Below are 16,743 nucleotides of genomic sequence, written 5' to 3' on the forward strand. Positions count from 1 at the left end.
AAAACCATGCGCATCGCCATCATTGGAACGGGAATCTCAGGCCTCGGGGCGGCGTGGGCCTTGCGCCATCGGGCGCAGATCACGCTGTTCGAGGCCGGTTCGCACTTTGGCGGCCACACCCACACGGTGGATGTCGATCTGCCCGGCGAAGTGCCTTTCGCCGTGGACACGGGTTTTCTGGTGCTCAACGAGCGCACCTATCCCAAGCTGCAGGCGCTGTTCGCCGAGCTGGACGTGCCGCTGGCGACCTCCGACATGTCGTTCTCGGTGCAGGCCCCGCTGCCCGGCGGCAATACGCTGGAATGGAGCGGCTCCAACCTGAACACGGTTTTCGCCCAGCGCCGCAACCTGACCCGGCCGACCTTCTGGCGCATGCTGCGCGACATCCTGCGCTTCAACCGTGAGGCCACGGCGCTGGCGCGCAAACCCGACGCCGAACTCGACCTCAACCAGACCGTGGGCGACTACCTGCGGCGCGAAGGCTACGGCGATCCGTTTCTGCACTGGTATCTGCTGCCGATGACCGCCTGCATCTGGTCGTGCCCACCGGGGCAGATGCTCGACTTTCCGCTGGCCACGCTGGTGCGCTTCTGCGACAACCACGGCCTGCTGCAGGTCAACAACCGGCCGCAATGGTTCACCGTGCGCGGCGGCGCGCGGCAGTATGTGCAGAAAATGCTCGCCCAACTGCCCGACGCGCGTCTGCGCACTCCCGTGCAGCGGGTGGTGCGGCATGACAACGGAGTTGAACTGCATACGGCGGGCGGCGCCATCTGGTTCGACGAAGTGATCTTCGCCTGCCACAGCGATCAGGCTCTTGCGCTGATCGATTCCCCCAGTCCGGCCGAGCGCGAAGTGCTCGGGGCCATCCGCTACCAACCCAACCGTGCGCTGCTGCACACCGACACCCGGCTGCTGCCAAAGGCGCGCCAGGCCTGGGCCGCGTGGAATTACGAAAGCACGGTGAACGCCCGCACCGAGCAGCCCACCGTCTGCCTGCACTACCTGCTCAACAAGCTGCAGCCCCTGCCCACGCAACGCCCCATCGTGGTGTCGCTCAACCCGCTGCGCGAGCCCGCCGAGCACACCGTGCTGCGCGAGATCAGCTACGCCCATCCGATCTTCGACCAAGCGGCGATCGACGCCCAACGGCGCGTGCCCGAACTGCAAGGCCAGCGGCACAGCTACTTCTGCGGGGCCTGGTGCGGCTACGGCTTTCATGAAGATGGCCTGAAGTCGGGCTACGCCGCGGCGCAAGCCCTGCTGACCCACGTGGACGCGCAGCCCGCCGACCGCGCCCTGGCCGCATGAAAGCCAGCGCCATGTCTACCGCTGCATCGCCCCACCCGCACCAGCCGCTCATCGGCAGCGGCCCGGTACGGCACCGCCGCCTGCGCCCGACAGTGCATGCGTTCAGCTACCGCGCGATGTTTTTGCTGCTGCCCATGCGCAGCTTGGCGCGCGACCCAGCGCTGCTGCCCATTGCCCGCAACCGCTTTGGCGCGATGAGCTTTTTCGATGCCGACCACGGCGACGGCGGCAGCGACAGCCTGGCCTGGTTGCAAAGCCTGCTCGCGGCGCAAGGCATTCTCGACGCCGATGGCGAAATCTGGCTGCAGACCTTTCCGCGCATCTGGGGTTATGTGTTCAAGCCGGTGAGCCTGTGGCTGTGCGAGCGCGCCGACGGCAGCCTGCGGTGCGCCGTGGCCGAGGTGAACAACACCTTCGGTGAACGGCACTGCTACATCCTCACCCCACCGGCGGGCGAGCGCAGCCTGCAATGGGGCGCCGAATATCGCGCCAGCAAGGTGTTCCACGTCTCGCCGTTCTGCACGGTGGAGGGTGGCTACCGCTTCCGATTCATGCGCAGCACGGGCGCGGGCACAGACCGCATGCTTCTGCGCATCGACCATGACGACGCCCAGGGCCCGCTGATCGAAACCAGCATCAGCGGCGTCCTGCAGCCGCTCACCGCTGCCCGCGCCCGCGTGGCCCTGCTGCGTCACCCCATGCACAGCTTCGGCGTCATTGCGCGCATCCACTGGCAAGCCTTCAAGCTCTGGCGCAAGCGCGTGCCGTTTCATTCCAAGCCCCTTCCTCCTGACCATTTCGCGAGCCGATCATGAACGCCAGCGACCGCAGCCTGTCACCGCTCTCTCTCGACCCGACCCTCGCCGCAGGCCAAACCCGCAAGCCGCGCAAACCCCCGCTGGCCGCGCGCGGCGTGCTGCGGCTGCTGGAACGCCTGCAGATCGGCCGCCTCGATTTTCACGGCCCGGATGGCATCTGGCGGCACTTCGGCCAAGACGACAACGGCCCGCATGCTGAGGTCGCGCTGCACGACTGGGCCGTCATGGGCGAAGTACTCAAGCGCGGCGACATCGCCTTTGCCGAAGCCTGGATGCGCCGCGCCTGGGACACACCCGATCTGCCCGCGCTGCTCAAGCTGCTGGTGGCCAACCGCGAGATCATCGCCCGCGCGCTGCATGGCAGCCTGTTGGGCCGGCTGCCCGACCGCATCCGCCATCTTCTGCGCCGCAACAGCCGCGCCGGAAGCCGCGACAACATCCACGCGCATTACGACATCGGCAACGCCTTCTACACGCTCTGGCTCGACCCGAGCATGACCTACTCCAGCGCCCTGTTCAACGGCAACCCCGCGCAGACGCTGGAACAGGCGCAGGCCGCCAAATACGCCCGCGTGCTCGACCAGCTGCAACTTCAGCCGGGCGCGCGGGTGCTGGAAATCGGCTGCGGCTGGGGCGGCTTGGCCGAAGTCGGTGCGCAGCGCGGGCTGCGCCTCGACGGCATCACCCTGTCCACCGAACAGATCGACTACGCCCGCAACCGGCTCGCGGGCCTTTCCCCCGAAGCCCGGCTCGAACTGTGCGACTACCGCGATCTCGACCGCATCGCCCCGCCAGACGGCTACGACGGCATCGCCTCCATCGAAATGTTCGAGGCCGTGGGCGAGGCCTACTGGCCTGGTTTTTTCCGCACCGTGGCGCGCCAACTCAAACCCGGCGCACGCGCCTGCATCCAGACCATCACCATCGCCGACGATCTGTTCGACGACTACCGGCGCGGTACCGACTTCATCCAGCGCTACATCTTCCCCGGAGGCATGCTGCCTTCGCGCCGCGCTTTCATCGCGCAAGCCAAGGCCGCAGGGCTGGAGGTCGTCGAAGAGCTGGCCTTCGGCGCCGACTACGCCCACACCCTGGCGCTATGGCGCGAACGCTTCACCGCCCAGCTCGAAGCGGTGAAGGCCCAGGGTTTCGACGACCGCTTCCTACGGCTGTGGACCTTCTATCTCGCCTACTGCGAGGCGGGTTTCAGCCAGGGCTCAACCGATGTGTGGCAGTTCACCCTGCGCCATGCCCGCGCGCACTGACACCAACTTGCACGGGTTGTCACGCCGTGCGGTGTTGCTGGCCTTGACCGCCTCGGCGCTGCCCCGGCGTGCGTGGGCACAAGCGTCTGCAGGCGTCCCAGGCGAAGTCAGCGCCGCGATTTCGCAGGCCCGGCGCGCGGGCAGCGGCGACTTTCGTTACTTCGGTTTTCTGGTCTATCACGCCACGCTCTGGGTCGGCCCGCAAGGCTTGGGCGCAGAACTGGGCGATACGCCCTTCGCCCTGCAATTGCGATACGCCCGCAGCCTCAAGGGCGCCGACATCGCGGCGCGCTCCGAGGAGGAGATGCGCAAACTCGGTGAAGGCACGCCGCAGCAACGCGCCGCCTGGCTGCAAGCCATGCAACGGCTTTTCCCCGACGTGACCGGCGGCGACACCCTGACCGGCGTGTTCACCCCCGCGGGCGCCCTGCTTGCGCAGACCCGCTTTTACTTCAACGGCGCGTTGCGCGGCGCTGAAAACGGCGTGGCCTTCGCCCGCGCGTTTTTCTCCATCTGGCTGTCGCCGCAAACCCCCGCCCCCGGGCTGCGCCGCGATCTGTTGGCCAATCTGGGCGAACAGTCCACTCGGCCATGAGCGCGCCGCCTGCCGTCTTACCCGCCGCAGCGGCTGCACTCACGCCCGCCGCCGCGCCGCTGCACGCCCTGGCGTTGTTGCGCTACGGCGCACCCAGTCTGGCGTTTGCCTTCGTCGCTCTGCCGCTTTACGTCTATCTGCCGGAGCATTACGTCACGCGTTATGCGGTGCCGCTGGGCTATCTTGGCGCCGTACTGCTGCTCACCCGTTTTACCGACGCGCTGTTCGACCCCTGGCTGGGGCGGCTGGCCGATCATCTGCTGCGGCGCGGATGGGCCAAACCTGCGCTGCTCGCGGCCTGCGCGCTGATGTTCGCGGGGTTTGCCGCATTGTTCGCGCTGCCCGCGCTGCTTCCCTTTGCTGCGGGCGAATGGCGCTTCACCCTGCTGTTCATCGCGGCGCTGCTGCTGACCTATCTGGGGTTCAGCGCCGCGTCCATCGTGCATCAGGCCTGGGGCGCCACCCTGGGCGCCGACGAGGCACAGCTCGCCCGCACCGTGGCCTGGCGCGAAGGGCTGGGCTTGGCCGGGGTACTGCTCGCGGCCGTCGTGCCGCAGCTCGGTGGCGCGACTGCGCTGGTCGCGGTCTTCGCCGTCGCCCTGATCCTCAGCCTGGCGCTGCTGCGGCGCGCGCCTGACCCCGCGCCCCACCATGCCGTCGCCCACGCCAAACTGCATTGGCGCAGCCTGCTGGCGCCGCTGCACAACCGGCGCTTCGTGGCCCTGCTCGCAGTGTTCGTCACCAGCGGCATCGCAGCCGCCATTCCGGCCACGCTGGTGCTGTTTTTCATCCGCGACCGGCTCGATGCGGCGGCGCTGTCAGGCGCGTATCTGTTCGCCTATTTCGCCGCGGCCGGGCTGCTGGTGCCGATCTGGCTGCGCGCGGTGCGGCGCTGGGGCGCGGCGCGCTGCTGGCTGCTGGGCATGGGGCTGGCTGTGGCGGCTTTCGTCTGGGCAGCGCTGCTGCAGCCGGGCGATCGCTGGGGCTATGCGCTGGTGGTGGTGCTGTCGGGCGCGGCGCTCGGGCCCGATCTGGTGATGCCGCCCGCGCTGCTCGCCGGGGTGATCCGCGCGGTCGGGCACGGCAACCGGCTCGAAGGGAGTTACTTCGGCGTGTGGAACTTTGCGACCAAGCTGAACCTCGCACTGGCTGCCGGGCTGGCTTTGCCGCTGCTGGCGCTGTTCGGCTACCGACCGGGCACGCTGGAAACCGGGGTGCTGCCCCCGCTGGTGGTGGCGTACTGCCTGTTGCCGTCTTTGCTCAAGCTCGTGTCTGCCGGGCTGCTTTGGCAATTTTTTGTTCGCGGTCGGTCAGGCCCGGCCGCGTTTGCTTCCTGAATGGAGAGTCTTCCCATGTCGTTCAAATCTGCTTTGCACTCCTGGATGTCGTTTCGTCGCGGCTGGCTGCTGGCCGCGGTGCTGGGCATCAGTCTGCTGTCGGGCTGCGCCAGCGTCACGCCGCTGGCTTATCGGGGTCAGACGCCCACGTTCGATCTCAAGCAGTATTTCAACGGACGGCTCACCGCGGTGGGCATCGTGTTCGACCGCTCGGGCAAGATGACGCGGCGCTTTCATGTGACCATCGACGCCTCCTGGAAGGGCGACGTGGGCACGCTGGACGAACACTTTGTCTACAACGACGGTGCCAAGCAGGAGCGCATCTGGACCATCCGCGAGCTGCCCGAAAAAGATGGCGAGAAGCGCTATATCGGCACCGCGGGCGATGTGATCGGCGAGGCCATCGGCCGCGCGGCGGGCAATGCGCTGAACTGGCACTACACCCTAGCGCTGCCGGTGGATGGCACGGTCTACAACGTGCAGTTCGACGACTGGATGTATCTGATGGACGATCATGTGCTGCTCAACCATTCGGTCATCACCAAGTTCGGCTTCAAGGTGGGCAGCGTGTTCCTGTCGTTCAACAAGCCCTGATGACCATGCCGCTCAACCCGCGCATCACTGGCTGGAAAGAACGGCGCGTCTGGGTGATCGGCGCGTCCACCGGCATCGGCCGCGCCACCGCCTTCGCGCTGCTGCAGCGCGGTGCGCGGGTGGCGGTGTCGGCGCGCAATGCGCAGGCGCTGCAGCAGATCGACGGCGCCCTGCCCCTGCCGCTGGACGTGACCGATGCGCAGGCCCTGCGCGCCGCGATGCAAAGTCTGCAGCACGACTGGGGCGGCCTCGATCTGCTGCTCTACTGCGCCGGCACCTACCGCCCTATGCGTGCCACCGAATTCGATCTGGCCAGCGCCTTGCAGCATGACGATGTGAACTACCGCGGTGCGCTGCACGCCCTCGATGCCGCGCTGCCGGTGTTCAACGCCCAACGCGCGGGCCATATCGCCCTGGTCAGCAGCGTGGCCGGCTTTGGCGGGCTGCCACAGGCGCTGGCCTATGGGCCGACCAAGGCCGCTTTGATCAATCTCGCCGAAACGCTTTACCTCGACCTGCGCCCGCTGGGCATCGGCGTGCATGTCATCAACCCCGGCTTTGTGGAAACGCCACTCACCGCGCAGAACACCTTCGCCATGCCCGCGCTCATCACCCCGGAACAGGCGGCCACCGCCATCCTCGCCGGACTGGAAGCGGGCCGCTTCGATATCCACTTTCCGCGCCGCTTCACCCTGTGGCTCAAGCTGCTGCGGCTGCTGCCGCGCGGGCTGTATTTCCGCATTGTCAGCCGCTTCACCGGGCTCTGAACGCAGCGGCGGGCGCGACCCGCCGCCATGCTCCCGTCTGTATGAAAACACGCATGACCTCAGGGTGAAGACACGTTAGATTCGTGTCTAAAAGCAACGGCCACGCCCCCCATCGCGCGATGGCCCAACCCGAGGAGAACTTGATGGATCGCACCTTGCATCGTCGCGAGTGGCTAACGCTGGCCGCCGCGAGCACCGCGGCTTTGATCGCGCGCCCGGCCTGGGCCGTGGTCGCGGCACAGGCCGAAACCCCGCTGCAAAGCTTCACCGGACCAGGCGCCAATCCGTTCTGGAACAGCGTGGGGCCGTATGTGACCTACCCGCAGAAATCGCCGCTGCTGCGCCTGACCGACCGCCCGATTCAGCTCGAAACCCCGCGCGCCTATTTCCGCAGCGCCATCACGCCCAACGAGGCGTTCTATGTGCGCTATCACTTGCCCGATATTCCCAACGCGATCGACCTCAAGACCTGGCGTCTGGAACTCACCGGCAACTTCAAGCGCCCGCTGCAGTTGAGCTTCGATCAGCTCTTGCGCGAGTTCCGCAGCGTGGATATCGCCGCGGTGAACCAATGCTCGGGCAATTCTCGTAGCTACTTTCAGCCGCGCGTGCCCGGCGGGCAGTGGGGCAACGGCGCGATGGGCAATGCCATGTGGACGGGCGTGCGCCTGCGCGACGTGCTGGCCCGCGCCGGTATCGAAAAGGGCACGGTGCAGATACAGTTCGAAGGTCTCGACCACGGACCGGGCCCCGAGGGCAAAGGATCGCACCGCTTTCTCAAGTCGTGGGACGTCCACGAGCCCATTCTCGACGAGGCCATCATCGCCTACGCCATGAACGGCGAGCCGCTGCCCATGCTCAACGGCTTTCCGGTGCGGCTGGTCATGCCGGGCAAGTTCGCCACTTACTGGACCAAGCACCTCACCCACATCCGCGCGCTCACCACGCCGGACACCAACTTCTGGATGTACCCGGCCTATCAGATTCCGGATACCCCCAACGGCAGCACCACGCCGGAAGCGCTCAAAGCGGGCAAGGTCAAGCTGGTGCCCATCGGTCATGTCAACATGCCCGTGCGCTCCTTCATCATCGACCCGGACGACAGCGCGCCCGTGGTGCACGGCCTGCCCACGGTGATCCGCGGCATCGCCTTCAGCGGCATGGGCGGCATCCGCAAGGTCGAAGTCTCCACCGACGGCGGCCAGACCTGGAAGGCGGCCAAGCTGGGGCGCGATCTCGGGCGCTATTCGTTCCGCGAGTTTGAACTGGCGTGGAAGCCCGAACTACCCGGCTTGCAGACGCTGGCGGTGCGCGCCACCGACACCGGCGGACATGTGCAGCCCGACACCGGGGTGTGGAACCCCGGCGGCTATCTGTGGAACAAGATCGAGCGCCAGCAGGTGCTCGTGCTCGGCGCCTGAACGGGAGAGAAGATCATGCAAAAAACCCTCAACCTGCTCACCCTCGCTGCCGCCGCTGGGCTGGCGCTGTTGACGCTGTCCCTGCCCGCGGCACTGGCCGAAACCCCACGCCCCGGGCTGTTGAGTGCCGGCGACTATGCCGCAGGCCCGCTGGGCTCGGAACTGCAGCCCGCGCGCGTGCAGCCGGGCAACGGTGCGGTGTATCGCGTCGGCAAGTGGCCCACCTACACCGCCGAGCTGGCCGCAGGGCCCGGGCGCGATGCCACGCTGGGCAACTGCAGCATGTGCCACAGCGTGACCTACATCACCCAGCAGCCCCCGCTGCCTGCGGCGACGTGGAAAGCCGAGGTGCACAAGATGATCAAGGCTTTCGGCGCACCCATCCAGGAAGCGACGGCCAAGGAAATCATCACCTACCTGCAGACGCACTACACGCCTGAGACCCGCAAGGAGTGAAAGTGCAGTTGGACTGCGCGTTAGCGCGCGTCGTCAACCGTTCTTGATGCGGCTGACGATGGCGTCGGTAAAGCGCTGGGTATTAGCCCGCCCGCCCAGATCGCCGGTGCGGATGTGGTCCACATTCAGCGTGTCGGAGATCGCCTGGCGCAGGCGGTTGGCCTTGTCGTGCATATCGACATGGTCGAGCATGAGGGCAGCGGCCAGCATCAATGCGATGGGGTTGGCGATGCCCTTGCCCGCGATGTCAGGCGCCGAGCCATGCACCGCCTCGAAAATGGCTGCATCTTCCCCGATGTTGGCGCCGGGCGCCATGCCCAGTCCACCCACCAGCCCTGCGGCCAGATCCGACAGAATGTCGCCGAACAGATTGGTGGTCACCAGGGTGTCGAACTGCCACGGGTTGATCACCAGCTTCATGCAGCAGGCATCGACGATCACGTCGTCGAGCGCGATCTGGTCGGCGTACTTCTCCTTGTGCAGCATATAGGCCGTTTCTAGAAAGATGCCGGTGAGCGCCTTCATGATGTTGGCCTTGTGCACCACCGTGACCTTCTTGCGCCCCAGCGCGATGGCGGTGCGGAAGGTGTAGTCGAGGATGTTGCGCGCGCCCTGCCGCGTGTTCACCCCGGTCGCGATGGCCACGGCGTGCGGGTCGCCGTCGATCGGGATGTAGTGCTCGTAGCCCATATACAGGCCTTCGACGTTCTCACGAAACACCAGCAGATCGATGTTGTCATAGCGCCCGCCGGGAATCAGCGTTTTGGTCGGGCGCATATTGGCGTAGAGCTTGAAGGCCTCACGCAGGCGAACATTGCTGGAGCGATAGCCGCCGCCCGAGGGCGTTTCCAGCGGCCCCTTGAGCGCCAGCCGCGTGGTGCGAATGCTGGCCAGCGTGGCCGCGGGCAGCGGGTCGCCCGCGGTCTTCACCCCGCCCAGGCCCGCCACCTGCGCGTCCCAGTCGAAGGGATCGCCCAGCGCGTCGAGCACGGCCAGGGTGGCCTCCATGATTTCGGGGCCGATGCCGTCTCCGGCGATCAGGGTGGCGGGAATGCTTGGGGTCATCGAAGTCTCCGTTGATGGGGCGCTGATTCAGCAAGCAAGGTGCGTGCCGCAACGCATGATGGCTAGAGCCTGTAAGACCCTAAACTGTAGCGAACGCATTCGACAACTAGGGAGCGAATATGAATTTCCGCAGCGGTCTGGTCATCCTGGTGATCGTGCTCATCGCCATCTTTTCCGCACTGAACTGGAGCGTGCTGATGGCGCCCACCGATCTGTCGCTGGGCTTCACCACGGCGAAGGCGCCGCTGGGGCTGATCATGCTCGGGCTCATCGTGGCGCTGGCGGCGGTGTTCCTGATTTACATCGTGGTGCTGCAGGCCGGGATGATGAGCGATTCACGCCGCGTCGCCAAAGAACTCAAGGCGCAGCGCGAACTGGCTGACAAGGCCGAAGCCTCGCGCTTCGACGAGTTGCGCCAGTTGCACAGCACCGACATGGACAAGCTGATCGCGCGCATCGACCAACTCGACCGCGAATTGCGCAGCGCCATCGAGGCCAATGCCAACGGCCTGAGCGCCGCTCTGGGCGAAATCGACGACCGTCTGCAACGCACGGGCACGCCGCGGTTGATGGGGTGAACACTCCCCCTCCCAACCTCCCCCACTGCGTGGAGGAGGAGTAAAAAGAGGCGCTTTACTCCCTTCTCACTCGTGGGGAGGGTTGAGGTGGGGAGGATGTCGATGCTCCGATCTGCATCACGCTAGGCGCCAGACAGGTTGTGGCGTTACAGGCCTGCACCCGCAGCGCCAGCGCGGCGCGCTGAGCGGGCGACAGGGCGGGTAGATTCAACGTCACCCGCCCTTCCCAGACCACAATGCCCTGAGGTGCGAAGGCCGGACGAAACAGCAGCGGCGGCGGATAGCGCACACCCGGCAACGGCTGGCCGCCGACCAGCACGGTGGCGGCGATCAGATTCGGTTCGGAAGCCGGGTTTGCATTGATGTGAAACCCCGGCGCGATGTGCAGTTGCATCCGATCGCTCGCCAACCATTTCACCTGCACACGGTCTGAGGAACACGCGCCTTGCGGCAGCCCAGCGCAATCTGCAGGCCGGATGTGGGTTGTCTGCGGCAGCGACGCAAACACCGCGCGCCCCGCAGCGCTACCCAGCGTCTGCAGCAGATCGGGCCAATCGAGCGGGCGCGCCTGCACTTGCAGCGCCAGAGGCCGCAGCGCGCGGCGTGCCGCATCAGCCCAATGCGCCTGCCCGGTGCGCTGCGCCAATTCAAGCAGCACGGCAATGGCCGCGCTCTGCCCCGAAGGCCGATGCACATCACCCTGCAAGGGCGTGGGGAAGGGCAAGGCATCGGATGTGGGCGCCGAGCGCAGGCTGCCATCTGGCGCGGCAAACCGCTGCAGCATGGCCGCGGCCAGATCGCTGGCGCGCTGGCTCCAGCGCGCATCGTGCTGCACGCTGGCGAGGGTGAGATAGGCGCGGGCAAGCTCGGCGTAATCGTCGAGAAAACCGGGATTGCCGACGTGCCCGCCCGCCCATTGATGCACCAGCAGACGCTGATACGGGTTCCAGGCGTGCTGCCACTCCCAATCGGCCACGCGCATGGCCGCCTCAGTCAGCGCGCGGTCGTCCAGCACCATGCCCGCCTGAGCCAGCGCGCGGATGGCCATCGCGTTGTCGGCGGTGACGATCTTGTCATCGCGCCGCGGCTGCGGGCGATGGTTGCGCGCGGCCAGCAGGGCGCGGCGCTGAGGCGCGAGTTGTTCCAGCCGCGCGACCCACTGCCCCTGCCGCAGCAGGTGCTCGGCCACGTCGCGCCGCTGGCGCAGCACGCCGGATTCGCTTCCCGGGTGCACGGGCGCCAGCGCATAGAGCGCAAACCACGCCTGCGCCTGCCGCGGGCCGAGCACGGCATCGATCTGGGCCGTCGTCCACAGATCGGTGGCGCCTTCCACCCCGCCGGTCTCGGCGGCGATGGCCGTGGCGAACACGCCTTGTGGCAGGCGCAGATCGCGCAGCAAAAAGCGCGCGGTGCGCTGCGCCGTCCAGCGCAGGTCGGGCAGCCGGGTCTGCGCGTAGGCCCGCGCATAGACCGAGAGCAGTTGGGCGTTGTCCGACAGCATCATCTCGAAATGCGGCACCGACCAGCCGGGATCGACGGCGTAGCGGCGAAAACCGCCGCCGAGCTGATCCATCAACCCGCCCTGCGCCATAGCCTGCAGCGTGAACACCACGGCATGCGTCGCTTTCGGCTCGCCCGTCCCGCCACGCGCCAACAGCCAGGCCAGCAGCGGCGGCTGCGGAAAACGCGCGGCAGAAGTGGCTGAGGCGAAGCCGCCGTCGAGGGCGTCGAAGCGGTGCAGCACCTCGGTCTGCGCGGTCTGCGTCCAGGCCGCAGGGTCGATCGGCGCCGAGGCATCGCCCGCAATGGCCGCAGCTTGCATGGCCTGCGCGATCTGCGCGGCGATGCGCTTGACCTCGGCCGGATGCTGCGTCCAGTTCTTGTGCAAGGTCGCGAGCAGGGTGGGAAAGCCCTCCTGCTGCGCCGTGGCCTTGGGCGGGAAGTAGCTGCCGATGTAGAACGGCTGCAGATCGGGGGTGAGGAAAACGTTGTTCGGCCAGCCGCTGTCGCGCGTCATGAGTTGCCGCGCCAGCATGTAGATGTGGTCGATGTCGGGCCGCTGTTCGCGGTCGACCAGCACGTTGACGAACCAGCGGTTCATCAACGCGGCGATCTGCGGGTTGCGGTAAAGCTCGCGCTGCGCCACATGGCACCAGTAGCAGGCGGAGTAACCGATGGACAGATAGATGGGCTTGTTCTCGCGCCTCGCCTTGTCCAGCGCCTGCGGCCCCCACGGGTACCAGTCCACCGGGTCATGGGCGTGTTCCAGCAGATAGGGATCGTGCGAATCCGCGAGATGATTGGTGCGCGGCGACGCCGCCTGCGCGGTCACGCCCCCGGCGAAAAGGAAGCAAAGCGCCGCGCCGCGCAACCACGCGATCCAGCCCATGCGGCCCGATGGATGATGCTGCGACACCATCGCGTTCAGCCTGCCATAAGGGGTGGCAGTCGCAGCGCTACAGCCTGCTCGCGTGCGGCCTGCACCGCCTGCGCAATCGCCGTGGCCTTGCCGCCGGATTGCGTCACTTGCTGCGCAATTGCCCCCGCGTCCACGCCCTGCGCCGCATCCAGTGCAGCCAGCAGGCGCGCGCGTTGCGGATACGGTTGCTGCGGAAAATCGCCGCCGCGTCCGCGATGATCGGCTTCGCAGGCCAGCAGCGCCTGCGCGAATCGCTCCGGTCGCCGCAAGGCGTCGCAGCGCTGCAGCAGACGCAGTGTGGCCTCGGCGCCAAAGCCCAGACAGCGGTGAATATTGCCGTGCTCGGCGGCCACCACGGCGGCCAGCTCGGCGCAGTCGGTCGGCACGCGCAGTCTTCGCGCCACTTCGGCCGCCAGCGCCACGCTGCGCTGCTCGTGTCCGATATGGCGCGGCAAGACATCGACAGGTGTCGTGCCCTTGCCCAGATCGTGCATCAGACAGGCCCAGCGCACTACCAGCGGGGCGTCGAGTGCGACCGCCGCCTGCAACACCAGCATGACGTGCACCCCGGTGTCGATCTCGGGGTGATAGTCAGCCCGCTGCGGCACGCCCCACAACCGGTCTAGCTCTGGCAGCAGCCGCGCCAGCGCGCCACATTCGCGCAGCACGGCGAACAGGCGCTGCGGCTGCGGCTCCATCAGGCCGCGCGCCAGTTCCTGCCACACCCGCTCGGGCACCAGCGCGTCCACCTCGCCCGCATGCACCATGTGGCGCATCAAGTCCATGGTTTCGGGGGCGACGGAAAAATCGTCGAAGCGCGCCGCGAACCGCGCCAGCCGCAGAATGCGCACCGGGTCTTCCGCAAACGCCGCCGAGACATGCCGCAACACCCGCGCCTGCAGATCGCGCCAGCCGCCGTAGGGGTCGATAAGCGTGCCATCCGCCGCGCGCGCCATGGCGTTGATGGTGAGGTCGCGGCGCAACAAATCTTCCTCCAGCGTGACCTCGGGCGCCGCCTGCACGACAAATCCCCGATAGCCCGGCGCCGTCTTGCGCTCGGTGCGCGCCAGGGCGTATTCCTCGTGGGTTTGCGGATGAAGAAACACCGGAAAGTCGCGCCCCACCGGCAGAAACCCAGCATCGATCATCTGCTGCGGCGTGGCCCCCACTACCACCCAGTCGCGGTCCCCATGCGGACGCCCGAGCAAGGCATCACGAACCGCACCGCCGACGACATAGGCCTGACCTGGGGGATGGGCAAGAGAAGAGGACATACGGTCAAATTGTCCAACTTTCATACAGCCACTTTTCCAGTACTCGAAAAAATAACGGTTACGCCAAATCCACCGCGGCGTCCCGCGGCGACGCTGCTTCGCTTAGACTTTACAAAGTCGCAAACAACGACAAACAGCGATATGAGCCCGGTCATCGAAATTCGTATTGAATAGTGACCGTTCCTCTTCATTTTTCTGCAGGAACATCACGGCATATGGGGCAAGAAACACAAGCGCGAGTTGCCGACTCCTGGTGCGAGGACATTGCACAGTGGGCGGAGCATTTGCCGCTGATGGCCGCTTGTTTCGATGCGCACAGCCACTTGTTGTATTGCAATACGGCGTATGCGAACTGGCTGGGCAAGACCCCGACGGAACTGCTGGGCAAGTCGCTGGATGCCTTGGTTCCGCATGAAACGCTGGTCACCATCACGCAACACATTGCCGCCGTGCTGCGCGGCGAGATCGCGCAATACGAACGCCAGGGGCATCACGCAGGACGCCAGGCGAAAAGATGGCTGCGGGTGCGGCTGGTGCCTTTTCCGCCCGATGAACAAGGCGCGGTACTCGGCTATTTCTGCTTCATGCAGGACACCACCCGACTGCATGCCAGCGACACCTCGCTCGACCTGCTGCGCACCAGTCCGGGACTGACGGTCTGGGAACTCGATCTGCAGACCGGGCAATTGCACGCCGAGCAGAACTGGCTCGACGAGGCGCACCGGCATGAGCCCAAGACCTTCACCATTCCGGAATGGATGGGCCATGTGGCGCCAGCCGATCTGCCCGCGCTGGAACAGGCGATTGCGCGCATCAGTGCCCCCGATGGTTTTGTGCAGACGGTCGAGACCCGCTTCATCCGCGTGGACGGCAGCACAGTGACCACCATGAACCACGGCATGGTGCGCGAGCGCGGGCCCGATGGCGTCGCCACGCGCATCTTCGGCCTGACCTGGGATATCACCGAGTTGCGGCAAACGCAGACCCGGCTGCAGCGCAGCGAGAGCCGCTTTCGCATGCTGGCGGAGTTGTCGAGCGAGTGGTTCTGGGAGTCCGACCCCAACGATGTCCTGATCTACATCACCCGCAGCTCGCGTCGCGCTAGCGAGTCTCCGCTGGCAACGCTCAATCTGGTGGGGCACAACCTCAATTCGCTCTATCCGGGGCAGGAGTTTTCGCCGGAATGGGCGCAACTGCGCTTTCTCATGGAAGAACATGAAGAGGTGCGCGATCTCATCGTGCCATTCCGCCTCGGGCCGGATCAGGCCTTGCTGTGGTGGCGTATCGACGCCTCGCCGATGATCGACCATCTCGGTCTGTTTCAGGGTTACCGCGGCGTGGTGCGCGACGTCACCAAGGCGCACCAAGCCGAAGAAAAACTCGAACTCGCCGCCTATCGCGATACGCTCACCGGCCTGGCCAACCGCACCCTGTTCGAAAAGCATGTGGAAGACGCTATTGCCGTCACCCCGCCGGGACAGAGCTTCGCGGTGCTCTTCATCGACCTCGACCGTTTCAAGCTGATCAACGACGCGCTGGGCCACGCCGTCGGCGACAAGGTCCTGGTGGAAACCGCGCAGCGCCTGGTGCAGCTCGCCCGGCCCAACAACACCGCCGCGCGCTTTGGCGGCGACGAATTCCTCATCCTGGCCCGCGACGCGCATGACGCCGCGCAGGCCCTGCGCATGGCCATGCTGGTGCAGCAGTCGCTCGGCGAGCCCATGCACCATGCCGAGCGCACCCTGCAGACCACCGCGAGCATCGGGGTAGCGGTGTTCCCGCAGCACGGCCGCACCACGGCCGAACTGCTGGGCCGCGCGGATGCGGCGATGCATGAGTCCAAGATGCTGGGGCGCAATCGCGTCGAGTCATTCTCGGTGGCGTTGCAGTCGCGCATCGAACGCCGCTCGCAACTGGAAGAAGAGCTGCGCGCAGCCATTGCCAACCGGCGCTTCGAGGTGCATTTCCAGCCCATTTGGTCACGCAAGCAAAACGTGCTGCTGCACGACGACTCCGCCACGCTGGAGATCCTGCGCGGCGCCTACGAGATCGCTGGGGTCGAGGCCCTGGCGCGTTGGACGCGCGGCAACGGCGAGCGCGTGCAGCCCGACGAGTTCATCACCATCTTGGCCGACTGCGGCCTGCTCGACAGCTTCGGCCCGGTGATGATGTCCGTCGCACTGGAAGGCTTCGCGCGCCTGCGCAAGGAACAAGGCTTCACCGGCACCATGGCCTACAACGTGTCGCCGCGACAACTGCATGTGAACGCCTGCGTGTCCTGCATCTTCGACATGGCGGCCAGTTTCGACGTACCACGCGACAAACTGGTACTCGAACTCACCGAAAACGTGGAAATCGAGCACAACCCCGACCTGCTCGCGGTGTTCGAGCAATTCCGCCAGATGGGCGTGCAGCTCTCGCTCGACGACTTCGGCGTGGGCTATTCCAACCTCGGCTATCTCACCCGCCTGCCGGTGTCGCAGATCAAGATCGACCGCGCCATTGCCTCGGGCGTGAGCACAGACCGCTTCAAAGCCGCCATCGCCCGCGCCACCCTCACCATGGCCAAGACCCTCAACCTGGAAGCGGTGGCCGAGGGCGTGGAAACCGTCGCCGACCTGCTGTGGATGGAGCGCGCGGGCTGCCCGATGATTCAGGGCTGGGTATTCTCCCGCGCCCTCAATCTGCAGCAGACCCTGAACCTGCTGCGCGACCTGCGCACCCAGCAAACCCACTGACGCCCGCCACACCCAGGACAGGAACACGCCGCCGCCCCAAGGCGACGGCTGCCCCCTCGGGGGGCAGCGCAGGCGAAGCCTGAGCGTGGGGGCAACACACCGCCG

The 16,743-nt window shown here is 66.5% G+C and carries 14 protein-coding genes; 11 read left to right on the plus strand and 3 right to left on the minus strand.

What is annotated here, in order from left to right; all coding sequences use genetic code 11:
• Window positions 1–6: 6 nt before the first annotated feature.
• From BIO17B3_RS05680 to BIO17B3_RS05720, 9 genes are all read left to right on the plus strand, one after another.
• Window positions 7–1,311: an NAD(P)/FAD-dependent oxidoreductase gene (locus tag BIO17B3_RS05680; protein WP_156053368.1), complete on the plus strand. Its 1,305-nt coding sequence runs from the start codon at window positions 7–9 to the stop codon at window positions 1,309–1,311.
• Window positions 1,308–2,126, plus strand: coding sequence for a DUF1365 domain-containing protein (locus BIO17B3_RS05685; protein WP_156053369.1), 819 nt, complete (start codon window positions 1,308–1,310; stop codon window positions 2,124–2,126). The genes BIO17B3_RS05680 and BIO17B3_RS05685 overlap by 4 nt, the downstream gene beginning before the upstream one ends.
• Window positions 2,123–3,394, plus strand: coding sequence for a cyclopropane-fatty-acyl-phospholipid synthase family protein (locus BIO17B3_RS05690; RefSeq protein ID WP_156053370.1), 1,272 nt, complete (start codon window positions 2,123–2,125; stop codon window positions 3,392–3,394). Before BIO17B3_RS05685 ends, BIO17B3_RS05690 begins: the two co-directional genes overlap by 4 nt.
• Window positions 3,378–3,989, plus strand: coding sequence for a chalcone isomerase family protein (locus BIO17B3_RS05695; protein WP_156053371.1), 612 nt, complete (start codon window positions 3,378–3,380; stop codon window positions 3,987–3,989). The genes BIO17B3_RS05690 and BIO17B3_RS05695 overlap by 17 nt, the downstream gene beginning before the upstream one ends.
• A complete protein-coding gene (locus BIO17B3_RS05700; RefSeq protein ID WP_156053372.1) occupies window positions 3,986–5,326 on the plus strand; it encodes an MFS transporter in 1,341 nt (446 codons plus the stop codon). Before BIO17B3_RS05695 ends, BIO17B3_RS05700 begins: the two co-directional genes overlap by 4 nt.
• A gap of 15 nt (window positions 5,327–5,341) precedes the next feature.
• Window positions 5,342–5,920 carry a DUF3833 domain-containing protein gene (locus BIO17B3_RS05705; protein ID WP_197737900.1) on the plus strand — a complete coding sequence of 193 codons (579 nt, stop codon included), beginning with the start codon at window positions 5,342–5,344 and terminating at the stop codon, window positions 5,918–5,920.
• Window positions 5,920–6,687: an SDR family oxidoreductase gene (locus BIO17B3_RS05710; RefSeq protein ID WP_156053373.1), complete on the plus strand. Its 768-nt coding sequence runs from the start codon at window positions 5,920–5,922 to the stop codon at window positions 6,685–6,687. The genes BIO17B3_RS05705 and BIO17B3_RS05710 overlap by 1 nt, the downstream gene beginning before the upstream one ends.
• A 143-nt stretch (window positions 6,688–6,830) precedes the next feature.
• Window positions 6,831–8,108, plus strand: coding sequence for a molybdopterin-dependent oxidoreductase (locus BIO17B3_RS05715; RefSeq protein WP_156053374.1), 1,278 nt, complete (start codon window positions 6,831–6,833; stop codon window positions 8,106–8,108).
• Between the two features lie 15 nt (window positions 8,109–8,123).
• The gene (locus BIO17B3_RS05720) at window positions 8,124–8,564 is read left to right on the plus strand and encodes a sulfide dehydrogenase (RefSeq protein WP_156053375.1); all 441 of its coding nucleotides are present in this window, start codon (window positions 8,124–8,126) and stop codon (window positions 8,562–8,564) included.
• Between the two features lie 33 nt (window positions 8,565–8,597).
• On the opposite strand, the gene BIO17B3_RS05725 is transcribed toward BIO17B3_RS05720, so the two are convergent.
• A complete protein-coding gene (locus tag BIO17B3_RS05725) occupies window positions 8,598–9,629 on the minus strand; it encodes an isocitrate/isopropylmalate dehydrogenase family protein (RefSeq protein WP_156053376.1) in 1,032 nt (343 codons plus the stop codon).
• Window positions 9,630–9,748: 119 nt separating this feature from the next.
• Between BIO17B3_RS05725 and BIO17B3_RS05730 the strand changes: the two genes are divergently transcribed.
• Complete coding sequence (locus BIO17B3_RS05730) at window positions 9,749–10,207, plus strand: LapA family protein (RefSeq protein WP_156053377.1); 459 nt, start codon at window positions 9,749–9,751, stop codon at window positions 10,205–10,207.
• A gap of 55 nt (window positions 10,208–10,262) precedes the next feature.
• On the opposite strand, the gene BIO17B3_RS05735 is transcribed toward BIO17B3_RS05730, so the two are convergent.
• Together BIO17B3_RS05735 and BIO17B3_RS05740 are read right to left on the minus strand one after the other, a co-directional pair.
• The gene (locus BIO17B3_RS05735; protein ID WP_156053378.1) at window positions 10,263–12,626 is read right to left on the minus strand and encodes a thioredoxin domain-containing protein; all 2,364 of its coding nucleotides are present in this window, start codon (window positions 12,624–12,626) and stop codon (window positions 10,263–10,265) included.
• A 5-nt stretch (window positions 12,627–12,631) separates the two neighbouring features.
• Window positions 12,632–13,900, minus strand: a complete 1,269-nt coding sequence (locus tag BIO17B3_RS05740; protein ID WP_156053379.1) for a multifunctional CCA addition/repair protein — start codon at window positions 13,898–13,900, stop codon at window positions 12,632–12,634.
• Between the two features lie 215 nt (window positions 13,901–14,115).
• On the opposite strand from BIO17B3_RS05740, the gene BIO17B3_RS05745 reads away from it, so the two are divergent.
• Window positions 14,116–16,638, plus strand: a complete 2,523-nt coding sequence (locus tag BIO17B3_RS05745; RefSeq protein WP_156053380.1) for an EAL domain-containing protein — start codon at window positions 14,116–14,118, stop codon at window positions 16,636–16,638.
• Window positions 16,639–16,743 lie beyond the last annotated feature (105 nt).

Origin of the sequence: Thiomonas sp. OC7 (assembly GCF_900634595.1) — a bacterium.
Taxonomy (GTDB): domain Bacteria; phylum Pseudomonadota; class Gammaproteobacteria; order Burkholderiales; family Burkholderiaceae_C; genus Thiomonas; species Thiomonas arsenitoxydans.

Bases quoted from the DNA above. Each gene is read 5' to 3' on its own strand.
- BIO17B3_RS05680 (WP_156053368.1), top strand. From the start codon at position 7: ATGCGCATCGCCATCATTGGAACGGGAATCTCAGGCCTCGGGGCGGCG.
- BIO17B3_RS05685 (WP_156053369.1), top strand. From the start codon at position 1,308: ATGAAAGCCAGCGCCATGTCTACCGCTGCATCGCCCCACCCGCACCAG.
- BIO17B3_RS05690 (WP_156053370.1), top strand. From the start codon at position 2,123: ATGAACGCCAGCGACCGCAGCCTGTCACCGCTCTCTCTCGACCCGACC.
- BIO17B3_RS05695 (WP_156053371.1), top strand. From the start codon at position 3,378: ATGCCCGCGCGCACTGACACCAACTTGCACGGGTTGTCACGCCGTGCG.
- BIO17B3_RS05700 (WP_156053372.1), top strand. From the start codon at position 3,986: ATGAGCGCGCCGCCTGCCGTCTTACCCGCCGCAGCGGCTGCACTCACG.
- BIO17B3_RS05705 (WP_197737900.1), top strand. From the start codon at position 5,342: ATGTCGTTCAAATCTGCTTTGCACTCCTGGATGTCGTTTCGTCGCGGC.
- BIO17B3_RS05710 (WP_156053373.1), top strand. From the start codon at position 5,920: ATGACCATGCCGCTCAACCCGCGCATCACTGGCTGGAAAGAACGGCGC.
- BIO17B3_RS05715 (WP_156053374.1), top strand. From the start codon at position 6,831: ATGGATCGCACCTTGCATCGTCGCGAGTGGCTAACGCTGGCCGCCGCG.
- BIO17B3_RS05720 (WP_156053375.1), top strand. From the start codon at position 8,124: ATGCAAAAAACCCTCAACCTGCTCACCCTCGCTGCCGCCGCTGGGCTG.
- BIO17B3_RS05725 (WP_156053376.1), bottom strand. From the start codon at position 9,629: ATGACCCCAAGCATTCCCGCCACCCTGATCGCCGGAGACGGCATCGGC.
- BIO17B3_RS05730 (WP_156053377.1), top strand. From the start codon at position 9,749: ATGAATTTCCGCAGCGGTCTGGTCATCCTGGTGATCGTGCTCATCGCC.
- BIO17B3_RS05735 (WP_156053378.1), bottom strand. From the start codon at position 12,626: ATGGTGTCGCAGCATCATCCATCGGGCCGCATGGGCTGGATCGCGTGG.
- BIO17B3_RS05740 (WP_156053379.1), bottom strand. From the start codon at position 13,900: ATGTCCTCTTCTCTTGCCCATCCCCCAGGTCAGGCCTATGTCGTCGGC.
- BIO17B3_RS05745 (WP_156053380.1), top strand. From the start codon at position 14,116: ATGGGGCAAGAAACACAAGCGCGAGTTGCCGACTCCTGGTGCGAGGAC.